The sequence below is a fragment of the Roseicyclus marinus genome, assembly GCF_030163795.1.
Lineage (GTDB): Bacteria > Pseudomonadota > Alphaproteobacteria > Rhodobacterales > Rhodobacteraceae > Roseicyclus > Roseicyclus marinus.
Genome location: NZ_JASJOF010000021.1, coordinates 1 through 23,312 on the forward strand (window position 1 = coordinate 1; position 23,312 = coordinate 23,312).

The window sequence follows — 23,312 nt, forward strand, 5'->3', positions numbered from 1 at the left end:
CGCGCCGCCGATCCCAACCGCGCTCACGATCGCCAGCTTTGCCTCGTCGTCCCAACGCCGGCGGCGCTCAACACCCAGAACCTCGCCCCGCATAGCCCCTCCGCACATAAGAGACGTCGCAAACGACGTCGTTATGCACGTGTCTTAGAGCCTCACGCTGAAATCCGGCAGGCGGTGCCAACCGGGCGGTTACGTGCGGTCGTCCGCATCGCGGCCTTCGACGACGTTCCCGAACACGACTTCGAGGTAGAGACGGTCGAAGACGATCACGTCACCGGCACTGCCCTCACCGGTCCCCTCGCGGGCCAGTACGGGGAGCCTGAGTTCGACCTGATCGTCGCGCTCCGCTCCTGACCCCCTCACATCGCCAACCAGATCACCCCGGACCGTCAGGCTCCGGGAAGGAGGACGCATGTCTATCAAGATCAAGTATGCCTACCTGAAAGACCAGACTTGGATGTTCCGCCGGAACTACCCCGCAGACGTTCGGTTCATCCTTGGAACGCAAGCCCTAAAACAGTCACTCCGGACCAGTGACCCCCGGATTGCCCGGTCTCGTGCCTCGGAGGTTAACGCCCGGTTCGACCAGATCGTCGGGAAGACAAGAGCAACAGGGAAAGCCTCGCTGGAGCTCCTTGCCGAGCGTTCGGAACCCGCCAGCGCTGACGATGTTTGGCGTCAGGCAGCAAAGACCTTACGGGCCGCCTTTGACGTCGAACGGGCCGCCCTTCCGGCCATCGCGTTCCAGCCCGACCCAAGCCGGTTCGTGTCACGGCGCAAGGTCGGAGATCTGGCCCAAGAGTATCTCCGCAAACGGGCTCGGGAGCTTCAGCCCGGGGGCTACAAGAGCGTTCGTTACTCCATCGGGCTGTTCGTCTCTGTCCATGGGACCAAGCCTGCCTGTCTTCTGTCCCCTGCGGACGGGAAGCGGTTCGTTGAGCAGGTGACCCGGCTTGCTCCGACGATTGGCAAGTCCCGCCAGTCCCGGAACCTCGACATGGACGGGTTGATCCGGTTCTCCGAGCGCCAAGGGTCGGTGATCTCGGTCAGGACCCAGAAGCGGATTGTCTCGCAGGTGTCTTGCTTCCTGCGCTGGGCGGTCAAGGAAGGCCATATCGCGGCCAACCCCTTCGCGTCAGTAGGGATCGAGCAGCGGGTGCGCCCAGCGCCCTACGCGGTGCCGACTAACGACGAAGTTCGCCGTCTGCTGTCTGACCCTGACCATTCCCTCCACTTGGTGCTGCTGTTCTGCCTCCTGACAGGAATGAGAGCAGGGGAGGCCGTGGGCCTGCTGAGAGAAGACCTAGTCAACAAGGGCAACCTCGGGGTGTTCGCTCTTGTTCGTCCTAATCGGTTGCGTGGGCTGAAGACGGACGCCTCGGAACGGGTGGTGCCGCTCCATGGTGTGCTTCAGGACCGACTGTCGCTGTTACCGGCAGAAGGCCCGTTGTTCCCTGATCTCAAGGTATCGATCGTCACCAAGCGGTTTTCGACACTTCGAGGGCAGCTGGGTCTCGACCGTCCCGGGCTGGTGTTTCACTCCACCCGGAAGTGGTTCATCACCCAGTGCGAACGGGCGGGCGTTCCTGAGCACTTCACCGCGTCCCTAGTCGGCCACCAGTCGGCCCGGTCGGAGAACCGGCTGACCTACTCGATCTACTCGGCAGGTATCAGCGACGAGCAGAAGCGGGGGATCATCGACGCGATCCGGTTGCCGGAATGAACCGCCTGCCTGACATCGACGCCTTCGAGGAGCGGGCGGCCATCGCTGAGTACGACGGTGGGCTGTCCAGGGAAGAGGCGGAAGACCTCGCGGCCCGGGCTCAAGGCTACCGGGACCGGCACCACTACTGGGAAGTGCTGGCTGACTACGTGATCCGTTCAGGACGACCATAACCAACCCTCCGGCGGCAACGCCGGGGGGCCTTCTTCCCTTTTTCTTTTTTCATCGTTGTCTCTCCGGTGAGGTTGACCAAGGACAAGGAACAATGGGTACCCCGACGGGACCGCTGAAGACTACGCCTGCGACATGGCTCGGTTGACGGCAGAGGCGCGATCAGACCGTCAGAGCGACGCGTCCGGGGCTTCCTGCCAGACTGTGAGCGGGCGGGCCTTCAGACGGCCCCGTGACCGTGCCGCCACCAGAGCCCTCGAAACGGCACCCGAGGCACCCTGATTGCCCCAGTAACCGCCCCAGAGGCTAGGGGGGCAGAGGAAAAGGTGAGAAGGAACAACAACAGTAAAGGGCTCCTACCACCCCAGCCAGTTCCAACCCGATCAGAGAGCCAAGCACCTGAGGGCTGTGAGAGGCCCTAGAAGGCCCCACAAAGGGCCCCCCCGGGTGTTGCGGGTGTCTCGACCCTCAGATGGACGGAGGCAGGCTCACAGGAGCCACCCGTCGATCCCATTGGCCCAGTACTCCCAGTCGTCGTGCTTGTTGTCCGCCCGGGTCCCCAGTTCAAGGTGGTCGGGGTTGATACAGCGACGGTTATGGCACCGGTGTCGGACCACCTCATCAGCCGCCGCCGGGGTCCTCGTAGCCAGACAGTAGACGAACCGATACGCTGGGACCTGCCGCCCTCGGAACCTCACCCGCCGAGGGGTCCGAGTGGCCGTTTGGAGGCACCCGTCTGCTGACTGAACGGTATCGGCAAACAGAGAGTTAGCCCTCGAATGGGCCTCCTCATAGTGGTGTTCAAGGACTGACTGCCACCAGACTTCCGAGTCATCCATCAGGCGCATCATACGTCGAACCCCAGCGGAGCGGGATCCAGCTTTGTGAGGTGATCAACCAAAGGTTCCTGAGTTCTGTCATCGCCGAAGAGGACCCCGCCTTCGATGCTGAAACCGGGGCGGACCCAGATAGCGCGACTGTAGTCAACACCACCCCACTTGACCTTCGACTTGGTCCAGCCAAGCTCAGACATCAGATGCTTGGTCGAATTGAGATTGGTCTTGAGTTGTTCATGGACGACCTTTGCGACGTTGCCCTCGGGTATCGCGTGCAACCGGCGGGCGTCTAGGAACTCCTCCAGTTGGTCAATCGTGGTCTGCCGCGACGCCCCATGGATGCGTCTCATGACGTCTGTGGCGAAGCGTTCCACGTTCAGAGACTTTGCGTTGAAGTCATCCCCTAGCTGGCGTTCAAGAAGGGCGCGATAGAGGGCGGCGACAGCGCGGTCGTCGTCAAGCATCCGGTGAAGGCGTTCGACGAGGCCGGAGAAGGCAGCAGCGCGAGGTCCTGCAGCGTGGCCGTCGTGGTCCACCTCAATGACGTAGTAGCGGCGGTCATCTGGCTCGATCCACAGCGGCAGATGGTTCGTTGTGAACAGGAAACAACAAGACTGGCGGACCTGCTTGGCTTCTCGCCCCTTGTGTTCAGCGACGGTGCTTCGCTCCGTGATATACGTCTTAAGGGTGTTGCCTTGCGAAGAGTCTGGTCTCAGTTTCAGTTCTTCCGAGATCACGAGCTTGGCATGAAGCAACGGGAGGTTGAACCTCGCGACGAGCTTGTCGACGCTGTTCTGGGTGACGGTATTGTCTTCTCCGAACAACCGGACGGCCAACTGGCACGCGGTGCTCTTTCCCGATCCCTTGGTCTTCGAGTAGAGGAAGGGAGCCCACATCGGCTTGTCGTCCTCGTGTTGGAGGCACCATGCCAGCCAGTCGAGGAAGACGTTTCGCTCGACTTCTCTAGGCAGCAGCCACTCGAAGAACTCGGCGGCCACTCCGTAGTCAGGCTCCACGTCCGCGACCAGCTGCCTGTAGGACGGCGATCGCCAAGTGTTGAGATGGACGTAACCGTTAACCCAGATAACCCGGTTCATATCCCCGGGCTGGCACACCCGCTCCCCGGACCATACTGGGATCGACAGGCGGTGGTCTGCGTGCCGCTCGTCGATAGCCTTCCGGAAGGCACGACTGAGCGTCTCGCGGTTCAGGTAGTTGGGCCCGTAGCGCTCATAAAGCCGGAACAAGCTGATGCGCTCGATATCGGCCTTGGACAGTGGCGTATCGGGTAGGTCGATGTCGAAGTACTTCTGATCCTTTCGGACGAACCACGAACTGATGAGGCCAGCGACTTCATCGATGATTTCAAGTTCGGTTAGTTCAGCGGGGCCCGCGACAGGGCGTAAATCGTTGTGTTCATTGATCATGAAACTCTCATGTTGGTTATGAAATATAGGCTCTGAGGAAGCCTCGGAGGCCATCGAAACGCGGCGTTTGGCCAGGGCCCGAAATCGCGTTCAATATAGCTCTAACGTCCCCTGGAAGGGAATCTCATGAAATCAATGACTTAGGAATCTGCCCGAAAAGCCTCCAAACGGCCACTCGGACCCCTCGGCGGGTGAGGTTCCGAGGGCGGCAGGTCCCAGCGTATCGGTTCGTCTACTGTCTGGCTACGAGGACCCCGGCGGCGGCTGATGAGGTGGTCCGACACCGGTGCCATAACCGTCGCTGTATCAACCCCGACCACCTTGAACTGGGGACCCGGGCGGACAACAAGCACGACGACTGGGAGTACTGGGCCAATGGGATCGACGGGTGGCTCCTGTGAGCCTGCCTCCGTCCATCTGAGGGTCGAAACACCCGCAACACCCGGGGGCCCCTTTGTGGGGCCTTCTAGGGCCTCTCACAGCCCTCAAGGCCTTGGCTCTCTGATCGGGTTGGAACTGGCTGGGGTGGTAGGAAACCGTCCTAAGTATTTCATTATATTTAGAAATATAAGCAATCGGAGAATATGGTGTCAAGCTAAACGGCTCGGAAATCACGCTCGTGACGCACGACGTGCCAGCGGTCTCGATTTTGTCGACTGCAGTCCGGGCCCTTGGTCCCGCGTGGCGGCACGCCAGATCTCGCTCGAGCTGCGCCGTTCGTATGGAGGATGATCTGCTGTGCCTGACAATGCATGCTGGTGATGTCGCACAGCCACACTCGAGGATGTCTTGGCCATCGCTGGGAGAGTGTCAGGTCTTCTGTGTATGGCCGAACTATAAACGTGAAACGAATTGCGTCTTGCCTCCGGATGCCTCTCCACCTGCGTGGACAAAGCGTTGACAGGCCCATCCCGGTTAACTAACCGCGTTCTGAAGCCGACGTGATGGCGTCACGGCAGCTGAGCCTTTCGCGATTCCCCAAAAATCGTTCTGAACGCCCGGACGTGTCTTCCGCACTGCGCTGCGGGAACCATCGTTGTGAGGTGATGCCATGAGTCAGGCTCTTAACTTGAACCGCGCCGCCGCGCCCGTCTGGTCGACCACGAACATCGGCATGGTCTTCATGGCCCTTGCCATGCTGCTGCTTCCGGTCGGCGATACCTTCGCCAAGATCCTGACCGGCGTCATGGGGCCGATCGAAGTGACGATGTGGCGCCTGATTGCCCAAGGGCTCTGCCTCGTGCCCATTGTGGTCCTGCTGCGCCACAGGCTGCGCGGCGCTATGTTCTCGCCGGTCGTCGCGCTCTCTGGGCTGCTGGTCATGATCACCCTGACGAGCCTTGTGACGGCGTTCTCCGTCATGCCGATCGCAACGGCCATCGCGATCTTCTTCGCCGAGCCATTGATCCTGACGCTGCTGGCCGGCCCGCTGTTGGGAGAGGTCGCAGGGCTGCGCCGCTACGCTGCCGTTGGCGTCGGACTGGTAGGCGCACTGATCGTGATCCGGCCGGGCTTCTCCGAGTTTGGTCTGGCGACACTGCTGCCGCTCGTTGCCACCACGGCCTACGCGCTGAACATGATCGTTTTGCGCCGTGCCTGCGCGACACGCTCGGGTCTCACGGTGCAATGCGGAGCGACGGTCTACGCCGCGCTTGGCATGGTCTGTGTCGTGGGCGCCCTAAACGCCGCCGGTTTGGTCGAACTGACCCCCCTTACGCGGCCCGCGTGGACGTGGGGCGCAATCGTCGGCTGCGGGGCGTTCGCTGCAGCGAGCTACGTGCTGATTGCCGAGGCGTTTCGCCATGCCGAGGCCACGACGCTGGCGCCGTTCCAGTATCTGGAGATAGTCGGAGCAACAGCTGCCGGGTTCCTCGTGTTTTCGGAATTCCCGGACTGGCTCACCTGGCTGGGCGTCGCGATCATCCTCGGCTCGGGTGCCTACATCGTCCACCGGGAGCGGCGCCGCGATGCCCATGTCCCGCGCCGGCGGCGTGGCGGGCGCTAAATCATTGGCCGGGCGGCTGACAGCCGCCCGCTCCGCTACAGGACGAAGAACGCCACCGTCATCGATGCTCCGACCAACGTGATGAATCCACGTAGGAGATCAGTGCGCACGATCTGGCGGCTGAGCCGAGCGCCGGCATAGCCGCCCACCATCGCGCTAAGAGCCATGACGGCGGCCTGCTCCCAGACGATCAGCCCGGCCCAGACGAACGCGCCAGCCGAGACCAGCGATAGCAAGGCAGAGAGCACGTTCTTCAACCCGTTCATGCCGTGCAGATCCATGTGTCCTAACAGGCCGAACGTGGCCAGCAGCATGATCCCAAGGCCACCGTTGAAATACCCGCCATAGACCGACACGGCGAGGATCGCGGTACCGGACAAGATCGGACCGGCCGCACCGCTCCCGCGCCGTTGCAACATCTTCACCAGCACCGGGCCGGCTGCGAAAAGCGCGGTCGCCAGCAACAGGAGCCACGGCACGATCCAGAGGAATGTCTCGCCCGGCGTCACGATCAGCAGGAGCGCGCCGAGGATGCTGCCGAAGGCCGCCAGGCCGAGGATGGCCATGAACCCCAGCGCCCCTTCGGCGCGCATGTCGCCACGGAAGCCCCATGCGCTGCTCAGGTATCCGGGCAGTGCGCTCAGCGTCGCGGTCGCGTTCGCGGCGACGGGGGGCACACCGAGATAGATGAGCGCCGGCAGGCTCAGGAAAGTCCCGCCGCCCGCCACGGCATTGAGCAGGCCTGCAGCCGTCCCGGCGAGGCAGAGCAAGAGAAGGTCGGTCGTCATGGCGCAAGCTCCGCTTCTGGTGTGCGCCGGTCATTGCGTCTTTCCTGATTGGTCTGCAAATTGGTCCGCAAAGGAGATATCAATGCCAAGATGGTCGGCGACAGACATCCAGCCCAAAATGCTCAGGATGCTGGACGACCTGGCACCGGGAGAACGGCTGCCGTCTGAACGTGACATCGCAGAGAAGCTCGGCTGCTCGCGGCAGACCCTCCGATCGTGCCTCGCGACGCTGGAAAAGGACGGCAAGATCTGGCGCCATGTCGGTCAGGGTACCTTTTGCGGATCGCGGCCGCGCCACCTGCCTGTGCGCGACACGCTGCTGATCGAGGGCGCGACCCCGCCCGACGTCATGCAGGCCCGCATGTTGCTTGAACCGCTGGTTGCTGCCGAGGCCGCATGTCTCGCCGAGGCCAGCGATGTGGCGCTGTTGCGTGAGAAGGTCGGCGACGGGCGCAGGGCCAGGGACCGGGCCGCCTGCGAACAGGCTGACGACGCGTTCCATCGCACGCTGGCGCAGATCTCGGGAAACCCGATCCTTTCGGGCTTCCTAAACTACCTTTCTGGGGTTCGCCGCCGGGTCGCCTGGCAACGGGAATGGGAACGCACCTACCGGCGCATCGGAACGCATGCGTTTCAGACCCTTCACAGCGATCAGCATGAAGGGATTGTCGATGCGATCGAAAGACACGACGCGGAAGCAGCATCATCCTTCATGAAACTGCACCTCGAAACGATCAGTGCGGATATGTCGGGAAGCCGGGACTGATCACCTAAGATGATGGTGGCGGGCACCGCGCCGGTCGCGGACCGCAGCATGTATGCGGAGTGATCTCAGATGAAGGCCGCCAAACGGGAATTCAGATCGCAATAAGCTTGTCGGCGCGATGAGGAAAGCAAACGGCCCAAACCGCACTGTCGACAATGTTGACGTACTGCCGTGCAACTTTCTGAAAGCACACCCAACCATGCCGCAAGCGTCTTGTCTGAGGCAAAGAGCGCTGAACGAAGTAAATATTTTTGATAGCCGATCAATGGTTGTTCAAATATTACTATCTAAATGTGACGTTAGAGCGTAAGGATCTTGTGTCACTACCTCAGGAGCTATGTTATTTGCACGACTGACAATTAGGTGGATCAAAACAAAACGCTGGATCAAATTTAGGGATATTTTGGATGAAGTTGGAAAGCGTGTTGCGGTCACTTCATCTCTACACACGAGACGCAATATTAATTACTGAAGCTGAGCCACTCGATAGCCCTGGCCCCCTCATCGTTTTTGCAAACGAAGCATTTGAGCATCATTCGGGCTACGGTGCTGAGGAATTAATCGGTAAAAACCCGCGAATTCTACAAGGACCTGGATCCGACCCTGAAGTAATACGTCGGATGGGAGAGCAACTAAAACGTTGGAAGCCGGTTCGCGAAGTCCTTCTGAATTATCGTAAAGATGGTTCGGAATTTTGGGTAGACATGAACATGGTGCCCGTTTCAGATGAAGCTGGAATTGTTAAATTCTGGGTGTCGATCCAACGAGACGTGACGGATTCCATTGTCGCGCAAGAAAAACTTCTCGCCCAAAACGACATGTTGGCATTTCAAAAATATGCGCTGGATGAACATGCCATTGTGAGCGTTGCGACGATCTCTGGGCGTATTAAAGAGGTCAACCAGAAATTTTGTGAAGTCACTGGGTATTCAGCGGAAGAGCTGATTGGACAGAATCACCGAATTATCAAATCAGGCAATCATCCAGCTCATTTCTTTGATGATCTGTGGCAAACGATTTCTAATGGCAAGCCTTGGCATGGTGAGATCCAAAACAAAAGAAAGGACGGAACAGATTACTGGGTAAAGACAACAATCGTGCCAAGACTGGACGATAGGGGTAAACCGGTTGAATATGTCAGTATTCGGACTGATATTACACAAAGAAAGCAGGCTGAGAAGCGGCTTGAAAGACTGGCTTATTATGATCCTTTGACCGGATTAATGAACAAAAACCTGCTTGAAATGTTGCTTAGCTACTCCATTTCGGAAGCAAACAAACAAGGCATGTCAACTCTTATTGTCGCTCTCAATTTGGACAACTTTAAGTCTATTAATAGAGTATATGGGTCCGACGTTGCCGATCAAGTTCTCATTGCACAATCAGCGCGCTTACAGAGAGCGCTTCCCGAAACCGCGATATTTGCGCGGTTAGGTGGTGATGACTTTTGCATCGCCTTACAGATAGTAGGTGGCATTGAAGATGCAGAAAAGGAAGTTAATGACATTCTCGCGCTTGTTGCAGAGCCGTTAAAAATCGATGGTGCGGAGATAAAAAGCACCGCAAGTATTGGAGCAACCTGGTATCCCCTCGATAATGTGGGTATCGGTGAACTCTTGCGCCATGCAGAGCAGGCGATGTACGCGTCAAAGCGCGCGGGAAAGAACCAGTTTCATTTCTTTGATGCGGACCATGAAAATACGATCTTGGTCTATACCCAACGCATAGCCGAGTTACGAAAAGCTCTAATCAACAAAGAGCTTGTTTTGTTTTATCATCCAAAAGTAAATTTGCGTACAGGCGCAGTCATCGGCGTTGAAGCTCTCATTCGATGGCAGCATCCAGAACGTGGATTGCTGGCCCCGCTTGATTTCCTACCTCAGATCGAAGATCACAAGATCAGCGTCGAGGTGGGAGAGTGGGTAATAGAAGCTGCACTGAACCAAGTCTCGCGGTGGCAAAAAAATGGCATAGAGCTACCAGTGAGTGTGAATATAAGCCCATACCATCTTACGCAACGGGATTTTGTAGAACGACTTGGCGATTTACTGAGGGCACATCCTGACGTTAGCCCAAGCAGCCTCGAAATTGAGATACTTGAGCACAGCTCGCTGGTCAACGTCACTCAGGTTTCTGAAATCATTACAGCTTGTGGTCAGATCGGCGTACGCTTCTCGATTGATGATTTTGGAACCGGCTACTCTTCACTGACTTATCTAAAGTATCTTCCTGCGACCATGATTAAAATTGATCAAAGCTTCATCCGTGACATGCTGAAGAGTGAGGACGACAGAGCGATCGTCGAAAGCGTGGTAAATCTGTCCAAATCGTTTAAGAGAGATGTCATTGCTGAAGGGGTTGAGACTATTGAACATGCCAAGGCGCTTTTGGCTATTGGCTGCAATTATGCACAGGGCTTTGGAATTGCGAAACCGATGCCCGAATCTGCACTTGCTGAATGGTTGTTGAGTTGGAAGAAAAATAAGGCTTGGCATTCTCTCACTTTGGCATAAGTAATTATATAAATCTCAAAACATATGGGAAATTGTGATTGGTTCATGAATCTACTTTGGGTGGTTGGTGCGTTCTGCCCTCATCCTTTTGCAATGGCACGTACTGAAAAACTTGTAAGACTTATGGCGCCGAAAAGGGCAGCGGGCTTTGTCATTAATCTTATTCCGTTGCTGAACTGGCCGCCGTTTCGATCGGACATTTCGGCGTGACCATGGAGGGGGACGAAACGTCTTGCTTCGATGGCATTACGATCAGTAGCAGATGGCATACGTGCAACGCGAAGCACAGGGACGTTAGGCTCTGACCGGACTTGCGACACGGAAGCCATGGGTTCATGGCCAGGTCGATCTGAGTGCCTGCCTCAAGTGCCGCGGTCATGAACTATTGCAGATGCAGTGAATGACTGCTGCCCTTCCGTCACGATGGCCTGTCGTGCTCAGCTCCGAAGCTGCCATTCAGACGCCGTGTGACCACGGATTATGAGATGCCCCTCTGGTGGCCGATGACTGGAACGACACACTGGCTGACCCAGCCCATTCGCTCACACCTAACTATCCTCACGACCATAGAGGTCGTTTGGCACACACGACGCTTTGGCATTTAACGGTTTTGTGATAGCCGCCGTAAAAGCAATGTTTTGGGGGGAATGCTGTATGAAGCTCGAAGCCGTACTACAGTCGCTCCACTTATACACAACTGATGCCATTGTGGTCACCGACGCTGGGAGACCAGATCGACCTGAGCATCTTATCGTCTACGCGAACGAAGCGTTTGAGGAACAAACGGGCCACCGCGTCGAAGAGATCATCGGCAAATCCCCAAGTATTTTCCAAGGGCCGAACAGTGACCCACACACCATTCGGCGCATGAGCGAGAGCCTGAGGCTTTGGAAGCCAGTTCGTGAAGAGATACTGAATTATCGAAAGGATGGCACAGAATTTTGGGTGGATCTCAGTATTGGGCCTGTTTCTGACGAAAGTGGGTGGGTCCATTACTGGGTATCTATCCAGCGTGATATCACAGAAAAAAAGAATACAGAAAAGTTGCTTGAGCAACAGAAAGCACAGCTTGATCTTCAAAAAGAGGAGCTGAAACTGGCAAACCAACGGCTTAAGATCAACGAATATAGGCTGATCGAAGCACAGCGCATGGCAAAGGTTGGGAGTTGGTATCTCGATCTTAAAACTAATGAAGTTACCTGGACGAAGGCTCTATACGATATATTTGGGTTTGACTGCTCTCTTCCACCCCCTCCGTTTACTGAGCATGAAAGGCTTTTCACCTCAAGGAGCTGGAATAAGCTTAAAAATGCTGTCGCTAATACAATTGAGTCTGGAAAGCCATACGACCTGGAGCTGCAAACGGTGAGTGCAGACGGTGGTTTGGGTTGGATGCGGGTGCATGGCGAGGTTGTGTTTGATGAAGAAAATGGAATCGAAAAGGTTGCCCTTCAAGGAACGGCGCAAGACATCACAAAGCAGAAGAGCGCAGAAAACAAAAATGCGCGAGCTTGCGCTGTCAGACCCCTTGACGGGTGTTGCCAATCGTACGGCTTTCAGCAACCACGTTGGACACAGCATCAATGTGCACGAGCGTCAGGGCGGGCAAAGTACACTCGTGCTGCTCGACTTAGATGATTTCAAGATGATTAACGATCGATACGGACATGCTGCCGGAGACGCTGTGTTGAAATCTGTGGCTTCTGTTCTCTCACGGCACACCCGCAAGACGGATATTGTTGCCCGATTGGGCGGCGACGAATTTGCTCTATTTTTTAGCAATACAAGTGACAGTTTTGACAAAAAGAAAAAGATTTCGAAGATCATGATGGAAATTGAGAAAAAAATTGAGTTTGATGGGCATATCATTAAGGTTGCCGCAAGTGCAGGAATAGCGTCTTATCCGCATGACGCAGATAACGCCGATGACTTGCTCAAGCGTGCGGATTTAGCGCTCTACATGGCAAAAAAGACGAAAGGAAGTGCTTTTGAAGTGTTCGCTCTTGGAATGGCCTTTTCAAGGGGGGAGATCTCATAATCTCCGTGGGGGCTGATGTGGCCGCTGCATTTTAATTCTACCGTGAATCGAATTTGTTTTTTAGTAAGGCGCTAACCATTTTTGATCCCGCTTATCCACCAAAGAAAGCGGCAGCATCACAATGACGCATTCCGTTCAGCGGGGCACGCCGTCCATGACAGGCGTCCCAAGGCGAGTTGGGGGTTTGCTTTTCAGGCAGCCCAGAACCGGGTCCATCCGAGCAAAGCTTCTCGGATGACGATCCCCATCCAGCAGCGCAATGGCGCCCACCTGACAACGGTGACACGGGCACGGGGAGTGTAGGACCCAAAGCATTTGCCACAAGTCCCGTGCGACGGAAACGCCCGGTCGGCACCTGAATGTGCGGAGGGAGGGTAACACCGGTGTCTCGCAACCCGGCTTTACATGGCGAAGTAGCCGGCGATCTGCTTGGCGCGCCGCGACGGAACTCCGGCGGCGTCTGCGTGTCGCGGCCAGTCGGCGATGGCGGCGCGAACCGGATCAATGAGCGCGGCGATCGCTGCGGGTTTCATCCCGAGCGCCTGCCCGACTGCCTCTACATGCTTCCTGCCGGGCCGGCGCCCCTCTCCGGCGATGGCGAGATGGTGCTCGCCGCCGGGCCCGTCGGAGAAGCTGACGTCGTAGGCCGGCGACAAGCGCCAACCGCCCCCAGCGTCCATCAGGAAGGCGTGGTTCTTCAGGTGATCATCCCGATTGTGGGCGAGGACGTTGAAGGCCATCCTGCGGAACATTTCGTCTTGATCTCCAGCATGTCGGGTGGTCCAACGCACCAGCTTATGCAGGTTCTCGTAATCGGTGGACGGCTGGCGGAAGTCGACGTCGAGCATGCCGGCGGCGGTATGCATATGCACCCGTCCGGCGCCTCTGCGGTCAAAGCGCTCAACGGCAAAGAAAGCATCGCCGCGCCCAGAGCGCAGCACCATCGTCCAGGGCATGGTGATACCGGCCGCCCGCGCCATCCTCGCGTAGGCCTCTTCCTCTTCGATAGCGGTCGGGCTGTCGGTTGTCGCCCGGTGCTTGATCAGCACCTGCCGTTCGCCGCGCTCCGGGGTTCGCCGATGATCGCGCACGCGGCCGGTCTCCACATCGAGCAGGGCCACGAGTTTCGGCCGGGCGCCGGCAGAGCCGCCGGCCGCCGCGCGGGCCTTGCGGAGGTCCTCCACGGAAGCGTCTTCGGCCATGCTGGTCGCGAGATCGGCGAACCACTCGAGGTCGACGCTGTTCGGGCCGACCACTCGCTCTTCTGGACGATAGATGAGGGCGCCCATGCCGTGGGTGCCGACGATCGCCAGACGGTCAACCGGGGTGATGGCGGTGCGGCCGCTGCCGCGGCGCTCGAGTTCGCGGTCGATGAGCATCCGTCCCCAGCCGTCAGGGAGCGAGTCGCCGAAGACTCCGGGCAGGCCTTCGAAGGCGGCCGTATTGCCGGTGCGATAGAGCCCGGCCAGCGTCTTGATGTGGTAGGGCGAGATCGGGAGCGGGGCTGCGACGAAAGAGGGGTCCCATTCGACCGCAGCGGAGCGGCGGGTGGAATCCCAAGCGATCTGTCCCACGGGGCGGACATCGTCCGAGTCGAAGGCGATATCGACGCGAAGACGGCGGGCCATGGTTACGAACTCCTGCGGGTGCGAGCGCGCTGTCGCGTCGTTGGCTTGTCGAGATCATCGAGACGAGTCGCCTCGACAGCCGGGAACAGGGTGCCGAAGCCAGCGATGGCGTCGAGCGCGTCGGCGAGGGCGAGCAGGCCGGCGAGGCTGATCTTCCCCTTCTGCTCGAAGACTTTTAGGGTCGCCAGAGGAACTCCGGACCGCGTGGCCAGGTCGCTCTGAGTTAGCCCAAGTGCGAGCCGGCGATCGCGAGCAGCCGCGCGAACCCGATCCTGCATCTCGGACGGCGTGTCGAGGTTAAGCGTAAGGGTCATTATGATATCCGTTATTTGGCTTTTTTTCTATTATGGATACTATATTGGTCGTAATCTTGGGGCAAGAAGGAAGTAGACCTGGTGCCCCGCACGCGATGACGCATTCCGTTCTTTGGGATCGCAGCAATGCGTGCTCTGTATGTCCCACGGAACGGAATGCATCAGCATAACGGCCTGCATAGGCCGTATTCCTTCGAGCGGCGGACTTGCTTGCCGACCGCGCCCTGTAGGAGGACGCACATCTGGTCAACCACTGGCATCGGACGCCAGATTGTTGTCGATTTCTCTCGTGCAACGCCGGCTCTCGTGGTCCATTGCTTGACCACTTCCCGAACGGGCTCACGGTGGTTCCACCGCCAGACAATCTCGTCGAGGTATCGCTGAAGGTGCTGCCTTCCAAGATTGTGGTAGACCCCGACCAGGGCACGTTGCACTTGGGAGATCACCGCCTCGGCCGTGTTCACGTGCGCGCCGGTCTCTGGATTGGCGTATTCTTTCTGGCTATGGATCACAGACTGATGGTCGGCCATGGTCTTTCCGAGTCCGATGTAGCTCTTGCTGCCATCGGTCATTAGACTGGTCGTCGCCGGATCGACCCATTCCAGAAGAACCGGCTCGAGCGTGGTCCGTTTGTCATCAGAAACGACCCTGGCGCGCGCCTGTCCGTCGCGAGAGGCCGCGACGAAGATCATCGGCTTTGCTGTGCCCTTTCCCCTTTTGTTGTAGGCACCTGACAGAGACTTCGGTGCTCCTCCCACATAGGCCTCATCGACCTCGACGATGTCCTCCAGAGGCAGCAGCTCACCATTCCGGTCGTCCATCATCTCTCGGATCGCATGCCCCATTTTCCAGGCGGTCTTCTGGTTCACGCCAAGTAGCCGCGCCATCACGACCGAAGAGATCCCCTTGCTCGATGTCAGCACCAGGAACATCGCGGAAATCCAGACACGCAAGTCGAGCTTGGTGCTATGCATCGGGGTCAGTGTGGTGACAGTGAACTGGAGACGGCAATCACGACACTGGTAGAGCCCAGGGCGGCATGTCTTGCCTCGTAGCGGCGACGAAGCCACCGACCCGCAGTGCGGGCAGTGCCTGCCAGTTGACCATATGATATTCTCCAGGAAGCGTCGCGCGTGCATCTCGCTCGGCATTCTCTTCCAGATGTCCGGGATCGACTTCAGTTCGGTGATCATCAATGCTCTCCGTTCGTTCCGCCAGGCGAGCAATGTTGGCTCGTAGGCTGTTTGACGAAGAAAAAACCGGGAGAATCGCGCAAAATACGGCAAAAGCGCGGAAAACCTAAGTTACACCAACACCTTGCAATATTCGCTACTTTTTATTGTGGATAAGCGGGTTTTTGATTGCAGGTTTTGATAATCTTCGAGTGGGGGTGGATTTCACCTCTCTTTTTTGGAGGTTCTTGATAAGTCCGGAGTTTCTGGTTGCCACGCTCCTGCAGCTGCCGTCGCGGTTGCGGCGAAAGCCGAGCACTTACATCAATGCTCCGCGACGTCCGCTACTCTGAATGAACTGACCCTTGCTCGGGCCGCAGCGACTGTCCGATTTCCGTCCTTTTGTCGAATGCTGCGCTGAACAAGAAGGTCCGAGAAGGGCTCCCCGCGTCCAGCTGCGTCGCAGCATCGACACCGGGATGCAACTGGGCCTTGCCACCGCTGTGCCCGGCCCAAAGGAGACATCCAGAAGCCAGCCTTGATGCTGCGGTCGTTGCCCGCATTTCAGTCATACGTTTAAGCGCAATAGGTAACCAGGCAGGACACGGAATGAGCCGATATCGAAGCCGAGGAACAAGTATCGCGCTTCCGGACCCAACGTTGTCATCAGTAAGTCCGCAGCACCTCGGCAATCGACGAGAGCCCTTCCCGGTGAGTGACGCACCACATCGCGTTGGCAACGCTCGCCGCCGCGTGGGGGACAGCACAAGCCTCCTTGATGATCGCGAGCTGCTCTTCGTCCAGATCCCAATGGGCAAGGCATGCCGGGGGGTCTTCCCCCTCCTCATCACTGCCTGCCCATTCGATCAGTTCGTATTCGACTTCTTTCAGTGTCATTGTTTGCTCGTAGTTCATAACGGTCTCCATTCTTGTGGTCAGGAGATCGGGTCGTTTGCCGAAGACGGAAACCATTTTCGGATTCTTTTGCCCCGCGTCAGGTTGCGATCGGAGTCCGCGGCCAGGGCCCCTATCGGCCCAAAGCGGTCGCTCATTACCCTCCCGATGCTGAAATGCGCCTCCCCATACCGGTCATTCATATGTCGCTCGGCTTCTTGCGTTCTATTTCCCGCTTGATACGTGGAATGCCTTTTGGCCGCATCAGCCGCTTTTGCGCCGCAATACGGAACGGAGCGTTGGGAGCGCCGTAGCCGGCATAGGCTCCTCCCTCCCTCTGCAGGACCTCGAAGAACATGCCTCCCGCAAAAGGGCGCGAATAAAGCTGGAAGAACGCGCCATGCTCGTCAACGTCGAAGAGAATATTGGCCGCGCGCATCCGATCCAGTAGGCCGACGTCGAGGTCGAACCTTGCGGCGAGATCCGCGTAATAGTTGCTCGGGATCGGTAGTGCCTCGAAGCCGACAGTCGATAGGGTCGTAGCGGTTGCGAATATATCGCCAGTGGCAAAGGCCACATGTTGAACCGACGCACCGAAGCTTTCTGCCAAGAAGCCTCCTGCAAGCGTCCGATGGGTCTCCGCGCCATTGAGCGTAATGCGGAAGCGGCCGTCAGGCGATGAAAGAGCCTGGCTGCGAACAAGCCCGTCGGGGTCGATCACATCGACCATGGGCGTTTTGTGCATGTCAAAGAGGGTCGTGTAGAACAGCGACCAGCTGAGCATCTCGTCATAGCTCATCGTCTGCGCAATGTGATCGACGTGGAGCAGGCCGGCATCGGGTGCAGGATCGTCCTCTTGCGCCTGGAATTCCACCGACCAAACATCGGCGAGGCCGGAAGTCTGATCAAGAAAGTGCAGTACACTGCCACCGAGCCCACGGATCGCTGGAATGTCGAGCTGTCCTGGGCCAAGCGGTTGGCGGAAGCTCTCGGCTCCGAGCGCCTGCGCGCGCGCCAAGGTCTCCGCCGCAGAGGATACATTCAAACCAATGTCGCACACCGTGGTGCCGCGCGCGACCCACGCGCTGTGGGCATGGCCTGTCGTCTCGGCATTGACGGCTATGCGGATTTTACCCTGCGTCCAGAGAGTTAGGGACTTCGAGACATGGCTCGCGGTGCGCCGGAACCCCAAGGTGGCGAGCAGTCTTTCAAGCGCGGACTTGTCCTCGCCCTGCGCGGCGAACTCGAGGAAGGCCGTACCCTCAACCGTGGTACGGGCAGGGAAAGTGGGCAGGTCGACGTGCGCCTCCGGCTCGGCGCGCCGGACGTCGTCCATCAGCGCAACGAGCGAGCGATAGCCGTCCCCAGCAATCGTGCGGCTTGGCCCGCCACGGAACTGGTCATTGAAGATCTCGAGACTGATGGGCCCGGCATAACCCGTCGCCATCACCGCGCGCATGAAGCCGGTAATGTCGAGATCGCCTTCGCCCGGCATGTTACGGAAATGGCGCGACCAGTAGAGCAGGTCCATCTCGATGGCAGGGGCATCGGCCAGCTGGACGAAGAATATCCGGTCCCCCGGAATGCGGCGGATCGTGTCTGGGTCGATGCGGCGCGCCAGCGTATGAAAACTGTCCAGAATGAGGCCGATGGAGGGGTGATCGGCTCGGCGCACCACCTCCCACGCGTCACGGTGGTCGTTCACGTGCCGCCCCCAGGCCAACGCCTCGTAGCCTATCCGCAAGCCGCGCCTGGCCGCTCTTTCGCCCAGTTCCGCGAAATCCTGCGCTGCGCGATCGATCCCGCCCATCGCCTCGGGATGGACGCTGGAACAGACCAGCATCAGGTCGCAACCGAGCTCCTGCATCAGGTCGAACTTTCGCTCGGCCCGATCAAAAGCACGGGCGCGCAGAGGAGCAGGCAAACCCTCGAAGTCACGGAAAGGCTGGAACAGCATCAGGTCCAGTCCTGCCTCGCGGACGCGCGCGGCCACCTCGCGTGGGCTACGGTCGTCGGCGATGAAATCTTGCTCGAAGATCTCGATGCCGGAAAATCCTGCTGCAGCGATTGCCTCGATCTTTTCCTCGAGCGTGCCGGAGATCGAGACAGTAGCGATACCGGTTTTCATCATGTCAGAACCCAAAAAGGCGTGGCAGGAAGGTCACGATGCCGGGGACGAAGGTCAGGATCACCAGCACCAACACCTCGACGAGGAAGAAGGGCAGGATCGCGCGGGTGAGCCGCGCCATGCCGACCTTGGCGATGCCCTCAGCCACGAAGAGGCACAGGCCGAGCGGCGGGGTGATTAGGCCGATCATCAGGTTGAAGATCACGATGATCCCGAAATGCACCGGATCCACGCCGAGAGAAACCGCGATGGGATGAAGGATGGGCACCAGCACCAGCATCGCAGCGATCCCTTCGAGGAAAAGGCCCACGAAGAGGAACAGAAGGATCACCGCGATCAGGAACATGGTCTGGCTGTCGACCGTGCCAAGCACCCAGTCGGTCAGCATGTTCGGCACGCGGTTGTAGGTCAGCACCCAGTTCGCGGCGGCTACGGCGGCGATGATGACCAGGATCACGGCACTGTCGCGCATCGCGTCACCGAAAATGCGTGGTAGGCTGGCCAGCGTGATCTTCCGGTAGACGGCCATCCCCAGCACCAGCGCATAGGCAACTGCAAAGCTTGCTGCCTCGGTCGGGGTGACGACTCCAAGCAGGATCGAGCCGACGACAAAGACCGGCATGAGAAGCGGCAGGATGCCGCCAAGTATGGCTTCGCGCGGGCTGGGGCCCGACAGGTCTAAATCTGGGGTGATGTGCTCGACTTTGACGGTCAGCGCGACATAGGCCGAGAGGAAAACGGCCAGCATGAGGCCAGGGATGATGCCGGCAAGGAAAAGCCCAGGAACCGAAACACCCGAGACGATCAGCGCATAGATGATGACCGGGATAGAGGGTGGGATGATCGGCCCGATCACCGACGATGCGGCCGTCAGTGCTGCTGCAAAACTTCGATCATAGCCATGCTTTTCCATCTCGGGAATGAAGACGCGACCTATTGCCGAGGTGTCGGCCACGGCCGAGCCCGACAGCCCTGCGAAGATCACCGAGGCCCAGATGTTCACATGGGCCAGCCCTGCGCGGAACCCGCCCACCAGCACGTTGGCAAACGCGATGATGCGGCGGGTGATGCCGCTCTCGTTCATCAATTCGCCTGCGAGGATGAAGAGCGGGATGGCCAGCAGCGCGTAAGAGCCGAGGCCCGAGAACATTTCGGTTGCCACGATGCGGATGTGGTAAGGTGCCTCTCCGGTGGCCATGAACCACCCCATTGCCGCAAGGATGGCAAAGGCGATGGGCAGCCCGAGGACAAGGCCGATGATCAGGATGACGTAGGCCAAGGCCTCACACCTCCCTCAAGCGCAGGGCGAAGCGGATCAGCGCCGCGATCATGAGGATCGCGCCACCGAGCGCGATGGCCGATTGCCAAGTTCCCATCCGTCCCAGCCATTCAAGGGCGGGCAGGCCAGTCGCCTCGGCCAGATCGCGGGCAGAACCGATCAGGCCCGAGGCGGTGCGGTCGGGGCGGCGCGCGGCGAAGGCGATGCCGGACCAGAGCAGCATCGCCCCTGTCGCCGCCGTGGCGAGGTCCATGGCTGCGAACAATCGCCTGCGCAGGCGTTCGGCCAGCATGTCGGTCAGCACGGTGAAGCGGATGTGGCGGTCCTGCAGGTACGCAAGGCCCACGCCGAACATCACGCCGTATATAGCAAGATAGACTGGGGCTTCTTCACCCCATGGTATGGACTCGCCGGTCGTGTAACGGCGCACCGAATTCACGAAGATAATCAAGAACACAAGCGCCATCATGGTCGCTGCAACGGCAGCAAAGATGGCTTGCGCGATCCGGTCGATCCTGGCCATCGTCGGCCTCCTATGGCAACGCGCTGGGGGGCAGGCGACGCGACAGCGCCGCCTGCAGCGGGTCTTACTCGGTGGCAGACGCGACGGCAGCCTCGAGCTGCTCGATCCAGACCGCCTCATCTCCCAATTCGCCAGCCAGCCAGTCGCGGACAGCAGGCTGTGCCGCGTCACGGAACATCGCCAGCTCCTCCGAGGTCGGCGAATAGACCTGCATGCCCTCGGCCTGCACCGCGTTCACGCCTTGCGCTGTGGACCATTGCTGGATCGACCGACCCATGTTGCCCGCGACGATCGCGGCGCGGCTGACCACTTCCTGTTCGGCGGGTGTCAAAGACTGGAAGAAGTCATCGTTGATGATAAGGAAATCGGCGGCATACACGTGCCCGTCCAGGATCATGTACTGCTGCAACTGATGCAGGCCGTTGTTGTAGATCACGCCGACCGGGTTTTCCTGACCGTCCACGACGCCGGTGGCCAGCGCGTTCGGCAGCTCGGTCCATGCGATTGGCGTCGGCTCGCCGCCCAGGGCCTCGACCATTTCGACATAGAGCGGGATCGGCTGCACGCGGAAGCGCAGACCTGCCATGTCGGCGGGCGTGCGGATTTCGCGGACGCTGTTGGTGAAATTGCGGAAGCCGGTCTCGCCGTAGGCGAGCGTCCGGAGCCCGGTCTGCTCGAGGCAATGGTCAGCAAGCGCGTCGCCGAAGGGCCCGTCGAGAACCTCCCATGCTACAGGCGCCGAGGGAAAGCTGTAGGGAATATCGAGCACCGAAGCCGCCGGGCAGGCCCGCGACATGGCGCCCGAAACCATGACCACCTGTGTGATGCCGTCCTGCGCTTGCGCGACGAGGTCGTCCTCGTTTCCGAGCGCGCCGGCGGGGAAGATCTCGACCGTCAGATCGGTCTCACCCTCGACAATGGCGCGGAAGATCTCGGCCGCCGCGCCCTTCTTGGAGCTTTGCCAGTCGGCGGGGTCGACATGGGCGAAGCGAATGGTCTGCTGCGCCGAGGCGGCCGTTGCGGTTAGGGCTGCCGCAGTGGCGGCGGCGGTGGCCAAAGCCTTCAGTGTGATACGCATGGTTTCCTCCCTTTGCGTTTGGTTGTCCGGATGAAAGCAACCCTCGGCCTTGTCATGAGCCGAAGGATTCGAATGTCGCCCGCATGCGCGCGGGATCTGGCGCAAGGCCGGTGATCAGCTCGAACGCGCGCACCGCCTGGAACACTGCCATGCCGGAACCGGGCAAAACCCGGCATCCGGCGGCGCGGGCTGCGGCCAAGAGGGCGGTTTCGAGCGGAAAATACACGATGTCCGCGACCCAGAGATCGGGTCGCAACAGTGCTGGTGGAAACGCGCAGCCAGGCAGTTTGTCCATGCCGACCGGTGTGGCATTCACGACGCCGTCTATACGGACTGCAAGCTCCGCAAGGTCCAGCGCGACCCTTGCCTTCCCCACGCCGAAACGGTCCGCAAGATCACCAGCCAATGCGATGGCCCGCATTTCGTCGGTGTCGTGAACCCAGAGTATCCCCACGCCAAGCGACAAAAGCGCATGCCCGACCGCCATTCCGGCACCGCCTGCGCCAAGCAGCAGCACCTCGCCGGTGCGCGCGCCAACCATGCTCTGCCGGAAGCTTTCGGCGAAGCCCCACATGTCGGTGTTGTGCCCGTGTCGGTGACCGTCGCGAAAGACGATCGTGTTAACCGCACCGAGTGCCTTTGCATTCTCCGAGAGCGTATCCAGGAGCTGGGTCACCTCAACCTTGTAGGGAAAGGTCACGTTCACCCCGGCGAACCCTTCAGCCTCTGCCTCTGCCAAGACCTGGGCCAGCGTGTCCGGACGCTCGTCCATGTCAAAGCGCGTGTAGTCGTAGGCAATCCCCAGCGCGGCCCCTTCTGCCATATGCATGGCAGGCGTACGCGACGCTCCGATGCCACGGCCAACGAGACCTGCGCGCACGACGCGTTGACGTGACGGCACGGTGTCGTGCTGCATGGATCCCCTCCCGATGCGGCAGGGGCTCCCTTCCCCAACCGACTCATCTCTTGAGAAGGATAATGTTCGCCACGGTTAATTCGGTCAAGGAAATTGAACTGAACGGTTAATTGTATAGGATCAACGAAGGACGAGGCGGGGAGCCACATGGAGTGCGCACCGAACACCAAGAATGACAGGCCGCGCCGCTCGGGTTGGAAACAGAACCCCGAAGCGGTTCAGGCAGATATTTTGCGGGTGGCTCTGGAGGTTTTCGCGCGCAACGGTCTATCGGGCGCCAGGGTCGAGGAGATTGCTGCGCGGACACAAACGTCGAAGCGGATGATCTATTACTATTTCGGCGACAAGGAGGGGCTGTACTTGCGCAGCCTCGAAGAGGCCTACCGCAGCGTTCGCACACAGGAGGCCGCGCTGGACCTCGAAGGGTTGGGTCCGGTAGACGCGCTCCGGCGCTTGGTCGAGTTCACCTTTGACCACCACCGACAGAACGAGGATTTCATCCGCCTCGTCATGATCGAGAACATCCACAAAGCCCGTTTTCTCGAGAATTCGAAAGCCATACGCAACCTTAACAAGGGCGTTATAGCCAGCCTTGAGCGGGTCATCGCCCGCGGCAAGACCGAGGGGCTGTTCCGCCACGATATCGACCCGTTGTCGGTCCACTGGCAGATCAGTGCTCTCAGTTTCTTCAACGTCTCGAACCGTTCGACCTTCACCAAGGTTTTTGGAGAGCGGCTCGCGGACGATGAGGGGCAGATGCTGCTCAAGCAGCAGGCGGTTCGAGCCGTGCTTGGAGCGGTCTTGAACGATTAGAAGTGGCCATGAATGAGTTCCCACTTTGTTCGAGAACTGTCGCTAAACCCTGATGAAAAGCGGCGCTTGCGCAAGAAAAACCACAAGGATCTTTCTGATTGGAAGAGACCTTCTATGATGGCCGCGCGTCCGTTTGTGGCGCGGGGCACACGCGACGTTATCCGCGAACGACCGTCCGCTAATGGGATGTGCCGACTGCTTCACCCGCGGTGATAGCCTCTGAGGGTCACCGCCAAGGAGGAGGAGCAACGATGACAACCGCGACCAAACACGACCCTTCGACGCTTGTAGTCATCGGCG

The 23,312-nt window shown here is 59.1% G+C and carries 22 protein-coding genes; 10 read left to right on the forward strand and 12 right to left on the reverse strand.

Annotated elements, in window-relative coordinates; genetic code table 11:
• The 3 genes from QQK63_RS17465 to QQK63_RS17475 all read left to right on the forward strand — a co-directional run.
• Positions 1-354: hypothetical protein (locus tag QQK63_RS17465; RefSeq protein WP_284283256.1), on the forward strand; the 354-nt coding region annotated here is incomplete at its 5' end.
• Between the two features lie 58 nt (positions 355-412).
• Positions 413-1,723, forward strand: a complete 1,311-nt coding sequence (locus QQK63_RS17470) for a DUF6538 domain-containing protein (RefSeq protein WP_277822045.1) — start codon at positions 413-415, stop codon at positions 1,721-1,723.
• The gene (locus tag QQK63_RS17475; protein ID WP_277822043.1) at positions 1,720-1,896 is read left to right on the forward strand and encodes a hypothetical protein; all 177 of its coding nucleotides are present in this window, start codon (positions 1,720-1,722) and stop codon (positions 1,894-1,896) included. Before QQK63_RS17470 ends, QQK63_RS17475 begins: the two co-directional genes overlap by 4 nt.
• Positions 1,897-2,382: 486 nt before the next feature.
• Here QQK63_RS17475 and QQK63_RS17760 read toward each other — a convergent pair whose 3' ends face one another.
• Together QQK63_RS17760 and QQK63_RS17480 are read right to left on the reverse strand one after the other, a co-directional pair.
• Positions 2,383-2,745, reverse strand: a complete 363-nt coding sequence (locus QQK63_RS17760; RefSeq protein WP_431312822.1) for an HNH endonuclease — start codon at positions 2,743-2,745, stop codon at positions 2,383-2,385.
• Positions 2,742-4,157, reverse strand: a complete 1,416-nt coding sequence (locus QQK63_RS17480; protein ID WP_284283257.1) for a primase-helicase family protein — start codon at positions 4,155-4,157, stop codon at positions 2,742-2,744. The genes QQK63_RS17760 and QQK63_RS17480 overlap by 4 nt, the downstream gene beginning before the upstream one ends.
• A gap of 191 nt (positions 4,158-4,348) precedes the next feature.
• Here QQK63_RS17480 and QQK63_RS17765 point away from each other — a divergent pair, with 191 nt between their 5' ends.
• Together QQK63_RS17765 and QQK63_RS17485 are read left to right on the forward strand one after the other, a co-directional pair.
• On the forward strand, positions 4,349-4,558 hold the full coding sequence (locus tag QQK63_RS17765; protein ID WP_377135893.1) for an HNH endonuclease: 210 nt from the start codon (positions 4,349-4,351) through the stop codon (positions 4,556-4,558).
• 650 nt (positions 4,559-5,208) lie between these two features.
• Positions 5,209-6,162 (forward strand): DMT family transporter, encoded by a 954-nt coding sequence (locus tag QQK63_RS17485; protein WP_277822076.1) that lies wholly within the window; start codon positions 5,209-5,211, stop codon positions 6,160-6,162.
• Positions 6,163-6,197: 35 nt separating this feature from the next.
• Here QQK63_RS17485 and QQK63_RS17490 read toward each other — a convergent pair whose 3' ends face one another.
• Entirely contained in the window at positions 6,198-6,950 is a 753-nt protein-coding gene (locus tag QQK63_RS17490; protein WP_277822074.1) for a sulfite exporter TauE/SafE family protein, read from the reverse strand.
• Between the two features lie 82 nt (positions 6,951-7,032).
• On the opposite strand from QQK63_RS17490, the gene QQK63_RS17495 reads away from it, so the two are divergent.
• The 4 genes from QQK63_RS17495 to QQK63_RS17510 all read left to right on the forward strand — a co-directional run bounded on the left by QQK63_RS17495 (position 7,033) and on the right by QQK63_RS17510 (position 12,267).
• Positions 7,033-7,716: a FadR/GntR family transcriptional regulator gene (locus QQK63_RS17495; protein WP_277822072.1), complete on the forward strand. Its 684-nt coding sequence runs from the start codon at positions 7,033-7,035 to the stop codon at positions 7,714-7,716.
• Between the two features lie 407 nt (positions 7,717-8,123).
• Complete coding sequence (locus QQK63_RS17500; RefSeq protein WP_277822070.1) at positions 8,124-10,229, forward strand: EAL domain-containing protein; 2,106 nt, start codon at positions 8,124-8,126, stop codon at positions 10,227-10,229.
• A 654-nt stretch (positions 10,230-10,883) separates the two neighbouring features.
• The gene (locus tag QQK63_RS17505; protein WP_277822067.1) at positions 10,884-11,867 is read left to right on the forward strand and encodes a PAS domain-containing protein; all 984 of its coding nucleotides are present in this window, start codon (positions 10,884-10,886) and stop codon (positions 11,865-11,867) included.
• Positions 11,758-12,267 carry a GGDEF domain-containing protein gene (locus QQK63_RS17510; RefSeq protein WP_277822079.1) on the forward strand — a complete coding sequence of 170 codons (510 nt, stop codon included), beginning with the start codon at positions 11,758-11,760 and terminating at the stop codon, positions 12,265-12,267. The genes QQK63_RS17505 and QQK63_RS17510 overlap by 110 nt, the downstream gene beginning before the upstream one ends.
• Positions 12,268-12,668: 401 nt before the next feature.
• On the opposite strand, the gene QQK63_RS17515 is transcribed toward QQK63_RS17510, so the two are convergent.
• The 9 genes from QQK63_RS17515 to QQK63_RS17555 all read right to left on the reverse strand — a co-directional run bounded on the left by QQK63_RS17515 (position 12,669) and on the right by QQK63_RS17555 (position 22,199).
• On the reverse strand, positions 12,669-13,895 hold the full coding sequence (locus tag QQK63_RS17515; RefSeq protein WP_277822065.1) for a type II toxin-antitoxin system HipA family toxin: 1,227 nt from the start codon (positions 13,893-13,895) through the stop codon (positions 12,669-12,671).
• 2 nt (positions 13,896-13,897) lie between these two features.
• Complete coding sequence (locus tag QQK63_RS17520) at positions 13,898-14,209, reverse strand: helix-turn-helix domain-containing protein (RefSeq protein WP_277822063.1); 312 nt, start codon at positions 14,207-14,209, stop codon at positions 13,898-13,900.
• A gap of 161 nt (positions 14,210-14,370) precedes the next feature.
• Positions 14,371-15,402, reverse strand: coding sequence for an IS1595 family transposase (locus QQK63_RS17525; protein ID WP_277822061.1), 1,032 nt, complete (start codon positions 15,400-15,402; stop codon positions 14,371-14,373).
• Positions 15,403-16,047: 645 nt separating this feature from the next.
• The gene (locus QQK63_RS17530; RefSeq protein WP_277822059.1) at positions 16,048-16,353 is read right to left on the reverse strand and encodes a hypothetical protein; all 306 of its coding nucleotides are present in this window, start codon (positions 16,351-16,353) and stop codon (positions 16,048-16,050) included.
• Between the two features lie 121 nt (positions 16,354-16,474).
• Complete coding sequence (locus QQK63_RS17535) at positions 16,475-18,403, reverse strand: bifunctional sugar phosphate isomerase/epimerase/4-hydroxyphenylpyruvate dioxygenase family protein (RefSeq protein ID WP_277822078.1); 1,929 nt, start codon at positions 18,401-18,403, stop codon at positions 16,475-16,477.
• Between the two features lie 4 nt (positions 18,404-18,407).
• Complete coding sequence (locus QQK63_RS17540; protein ID WP_277822057.1) at positions 18,408-19,682, reverse strand: TRAP transporter large permease; 1,275 nt, start codon at positions 19,680-19,682, stop codon at positions 18,408-18,410.
• 4 nt (positions 19,683-19,686) lie between these two features.
• Complete coding sequence (locus tag QQK63_RS17545; RefSeq protein WP_277822055.1) at positions 19,687-20,205, reverse strand: TRAP transporter small permease; 519 nt, start codon at positions 20,203-20,205, stop codon at positions 19,687-19,689.
• Positions 20,206-20,269: 64 nt separating this feature from the next.
• Positions 20,270-21,283, reverse strand: coding sequence for a DctP family TRAP transporter solute-binding subunit (locus QQK63_RS17550; protein WP_277822053.1), 1,014 nt, complete (start codon positions 21,281-21,283; stop codon positions 20,270-20,272).
• Between the two features lie 52 nt (positions 21,284-21,335).
• Complete coding sequence (locus tag QQK63_RS17555; RefSeq protein WP_277822051.1) at positions 21,336-22,199, reverse strand: shikimate dehydrogenase; 864 nt, start codon at positions 22,197-22,199, stop codon at positions 21,336-21,338.
• A 147-nt stretch (positions 22,200-22,346) separates the two neighbouring features.
• Between QQK63_RS17555 and QQK63_RS17560 the strand changes: the two genes are divergently transcribed.
• Positions 22,347-23,012: a TetR/AcrR family transcriptional regulator gene (locus QQK63_RS17560; RefSeq protein WP_277822049.1), complete on the forward strand. Its 666-nt coding sequence runs from the start codon at positions 22,347-22,349 to the stop codon at positions 23,010-23,012.
• Positions 23,013-23,312 lie beyond the last annotated feature (300 nt).

Coding starts and splice junctions, on each gene's coding strand:
- QQK63_RS17470 (WP_277822045.1), top strand. CDS start 413: ATGTCTATCAAGATCAAGTATGCCTACCTGAAAGACCAGACTTGGATG.
- QQK63_RS17475 (WP_277822043.1), top strand. CDS start 1,720: ATGAACCGCCTGCCTGACATCGACGCCTTCGAGGAGCGGGCGGCCATC.
- QQK63_RS17760 (WP_431312822.1), bottom strand. CDS start 2,745: ATGATGCGCCTGATGGATGACTCGGAAGTCTGGTGGCAGTCAGTCCTT.
- QQK63_RS17480 (WP_284283257.1), bottom strand. CDS start 4,157: ATGATCAATGAACACAACGATTTACGCCCTGTCGCGGGCCCCGCTGAA.
- QQK63_RS17485 (WP_277822076.1), top strand. CDS start 5,209: ATGAGTCAGGCTCTTAACTTGAACCGCGCCGCCGCGCCCGTCTGGTCG.
- QQK63_RS17490 (WP_277822074.1), bottom strand. CDS start 6,950: ATGACGACCGACCTTCTCTTGCTCTGCCTCGCCGGGACGGCTGCAGGC.
- QQK63_RS17495 (WP_277822072.1), top strand. CDS start 7,033: ATGCCAAGATGGTCGGCGACAGACATCCAGCCCAAAATGCTCAGGATG.
- QQK63_RS17500 (WP_277822070.1), top strand. CDS start 8,124: ATGAAGTTGGAAAGCGTGTTGCGGTCACTTCATCTCTACACACGAGAC.
- QQK63_RS17505 (WP_277822067.1), top strand. CDS start 10,884: ATGAAGCTCGAAGCCGTACTACAGTCGCTCCACTTATACACAACTGAT.
- QQK63_RS17515 (WP_277822065.1), bottom strand. CDS start 13,895: ATGGCCCGCCGTCTTCGCGTCGATATCGCCTTCGACTCGGACGATGTC.
- QQK63_RS17520 (WP_277822063.1), bottom strand. CDS start 14,209: ATGACCCTTACGCTTAACCTCGACACGCCGTCCGAGATGCAGGATCGG.
- QQK63_RS17525 (WP_277822061.1), bottom strand. CDS start 15,402: ATGATCACCGAACTGAAGTCGATCCCGGACATCTGGAAGAGAATGCCG.
- QQK63_RS17530 (WP_277822059.1), bottom strand. CDS start 16,353: ATGGTTTCCGTCTTCGGCAAACGACCCGATCTCCTGACCACAAGAATG.
- QQK63_RS17535 (WP_277822078.1), bottom strand. CDS start 18,403: ATGAAAACCGGTATCGCTACTGTCTCGATCTCCGGCACGCTCGAGGAA.
- QQK63_RS17545 (WP_277822055.1), bottom strand. CDS start 20,205: ATGGCCAGGATCGACCGGATCGCGCAAGCCATCTTTGCTGCCGTTGCA.
- QQK63_RS17550 (WP_277822053.1), bottom strand. CDS start 21,283: ATGCGTATCACACTGAAGGCTTTGGCCACCGCCGCCGCCACTGCGGCA.
- QQK63_RS17555 (WP_277822051.1), bottom strand. CDS start 22,199: ATGCAGCACGACACCGTGCCGTCACGTCAACGCGTCGTGCGCGCAGGT.
- QQK63_RS17560 (WP_277822049.1), top strand. CDS start 22,347: ATGGAGTGCGCACCGAACACCAAGAATGACAGGCCGCGCCGCTCGGGT.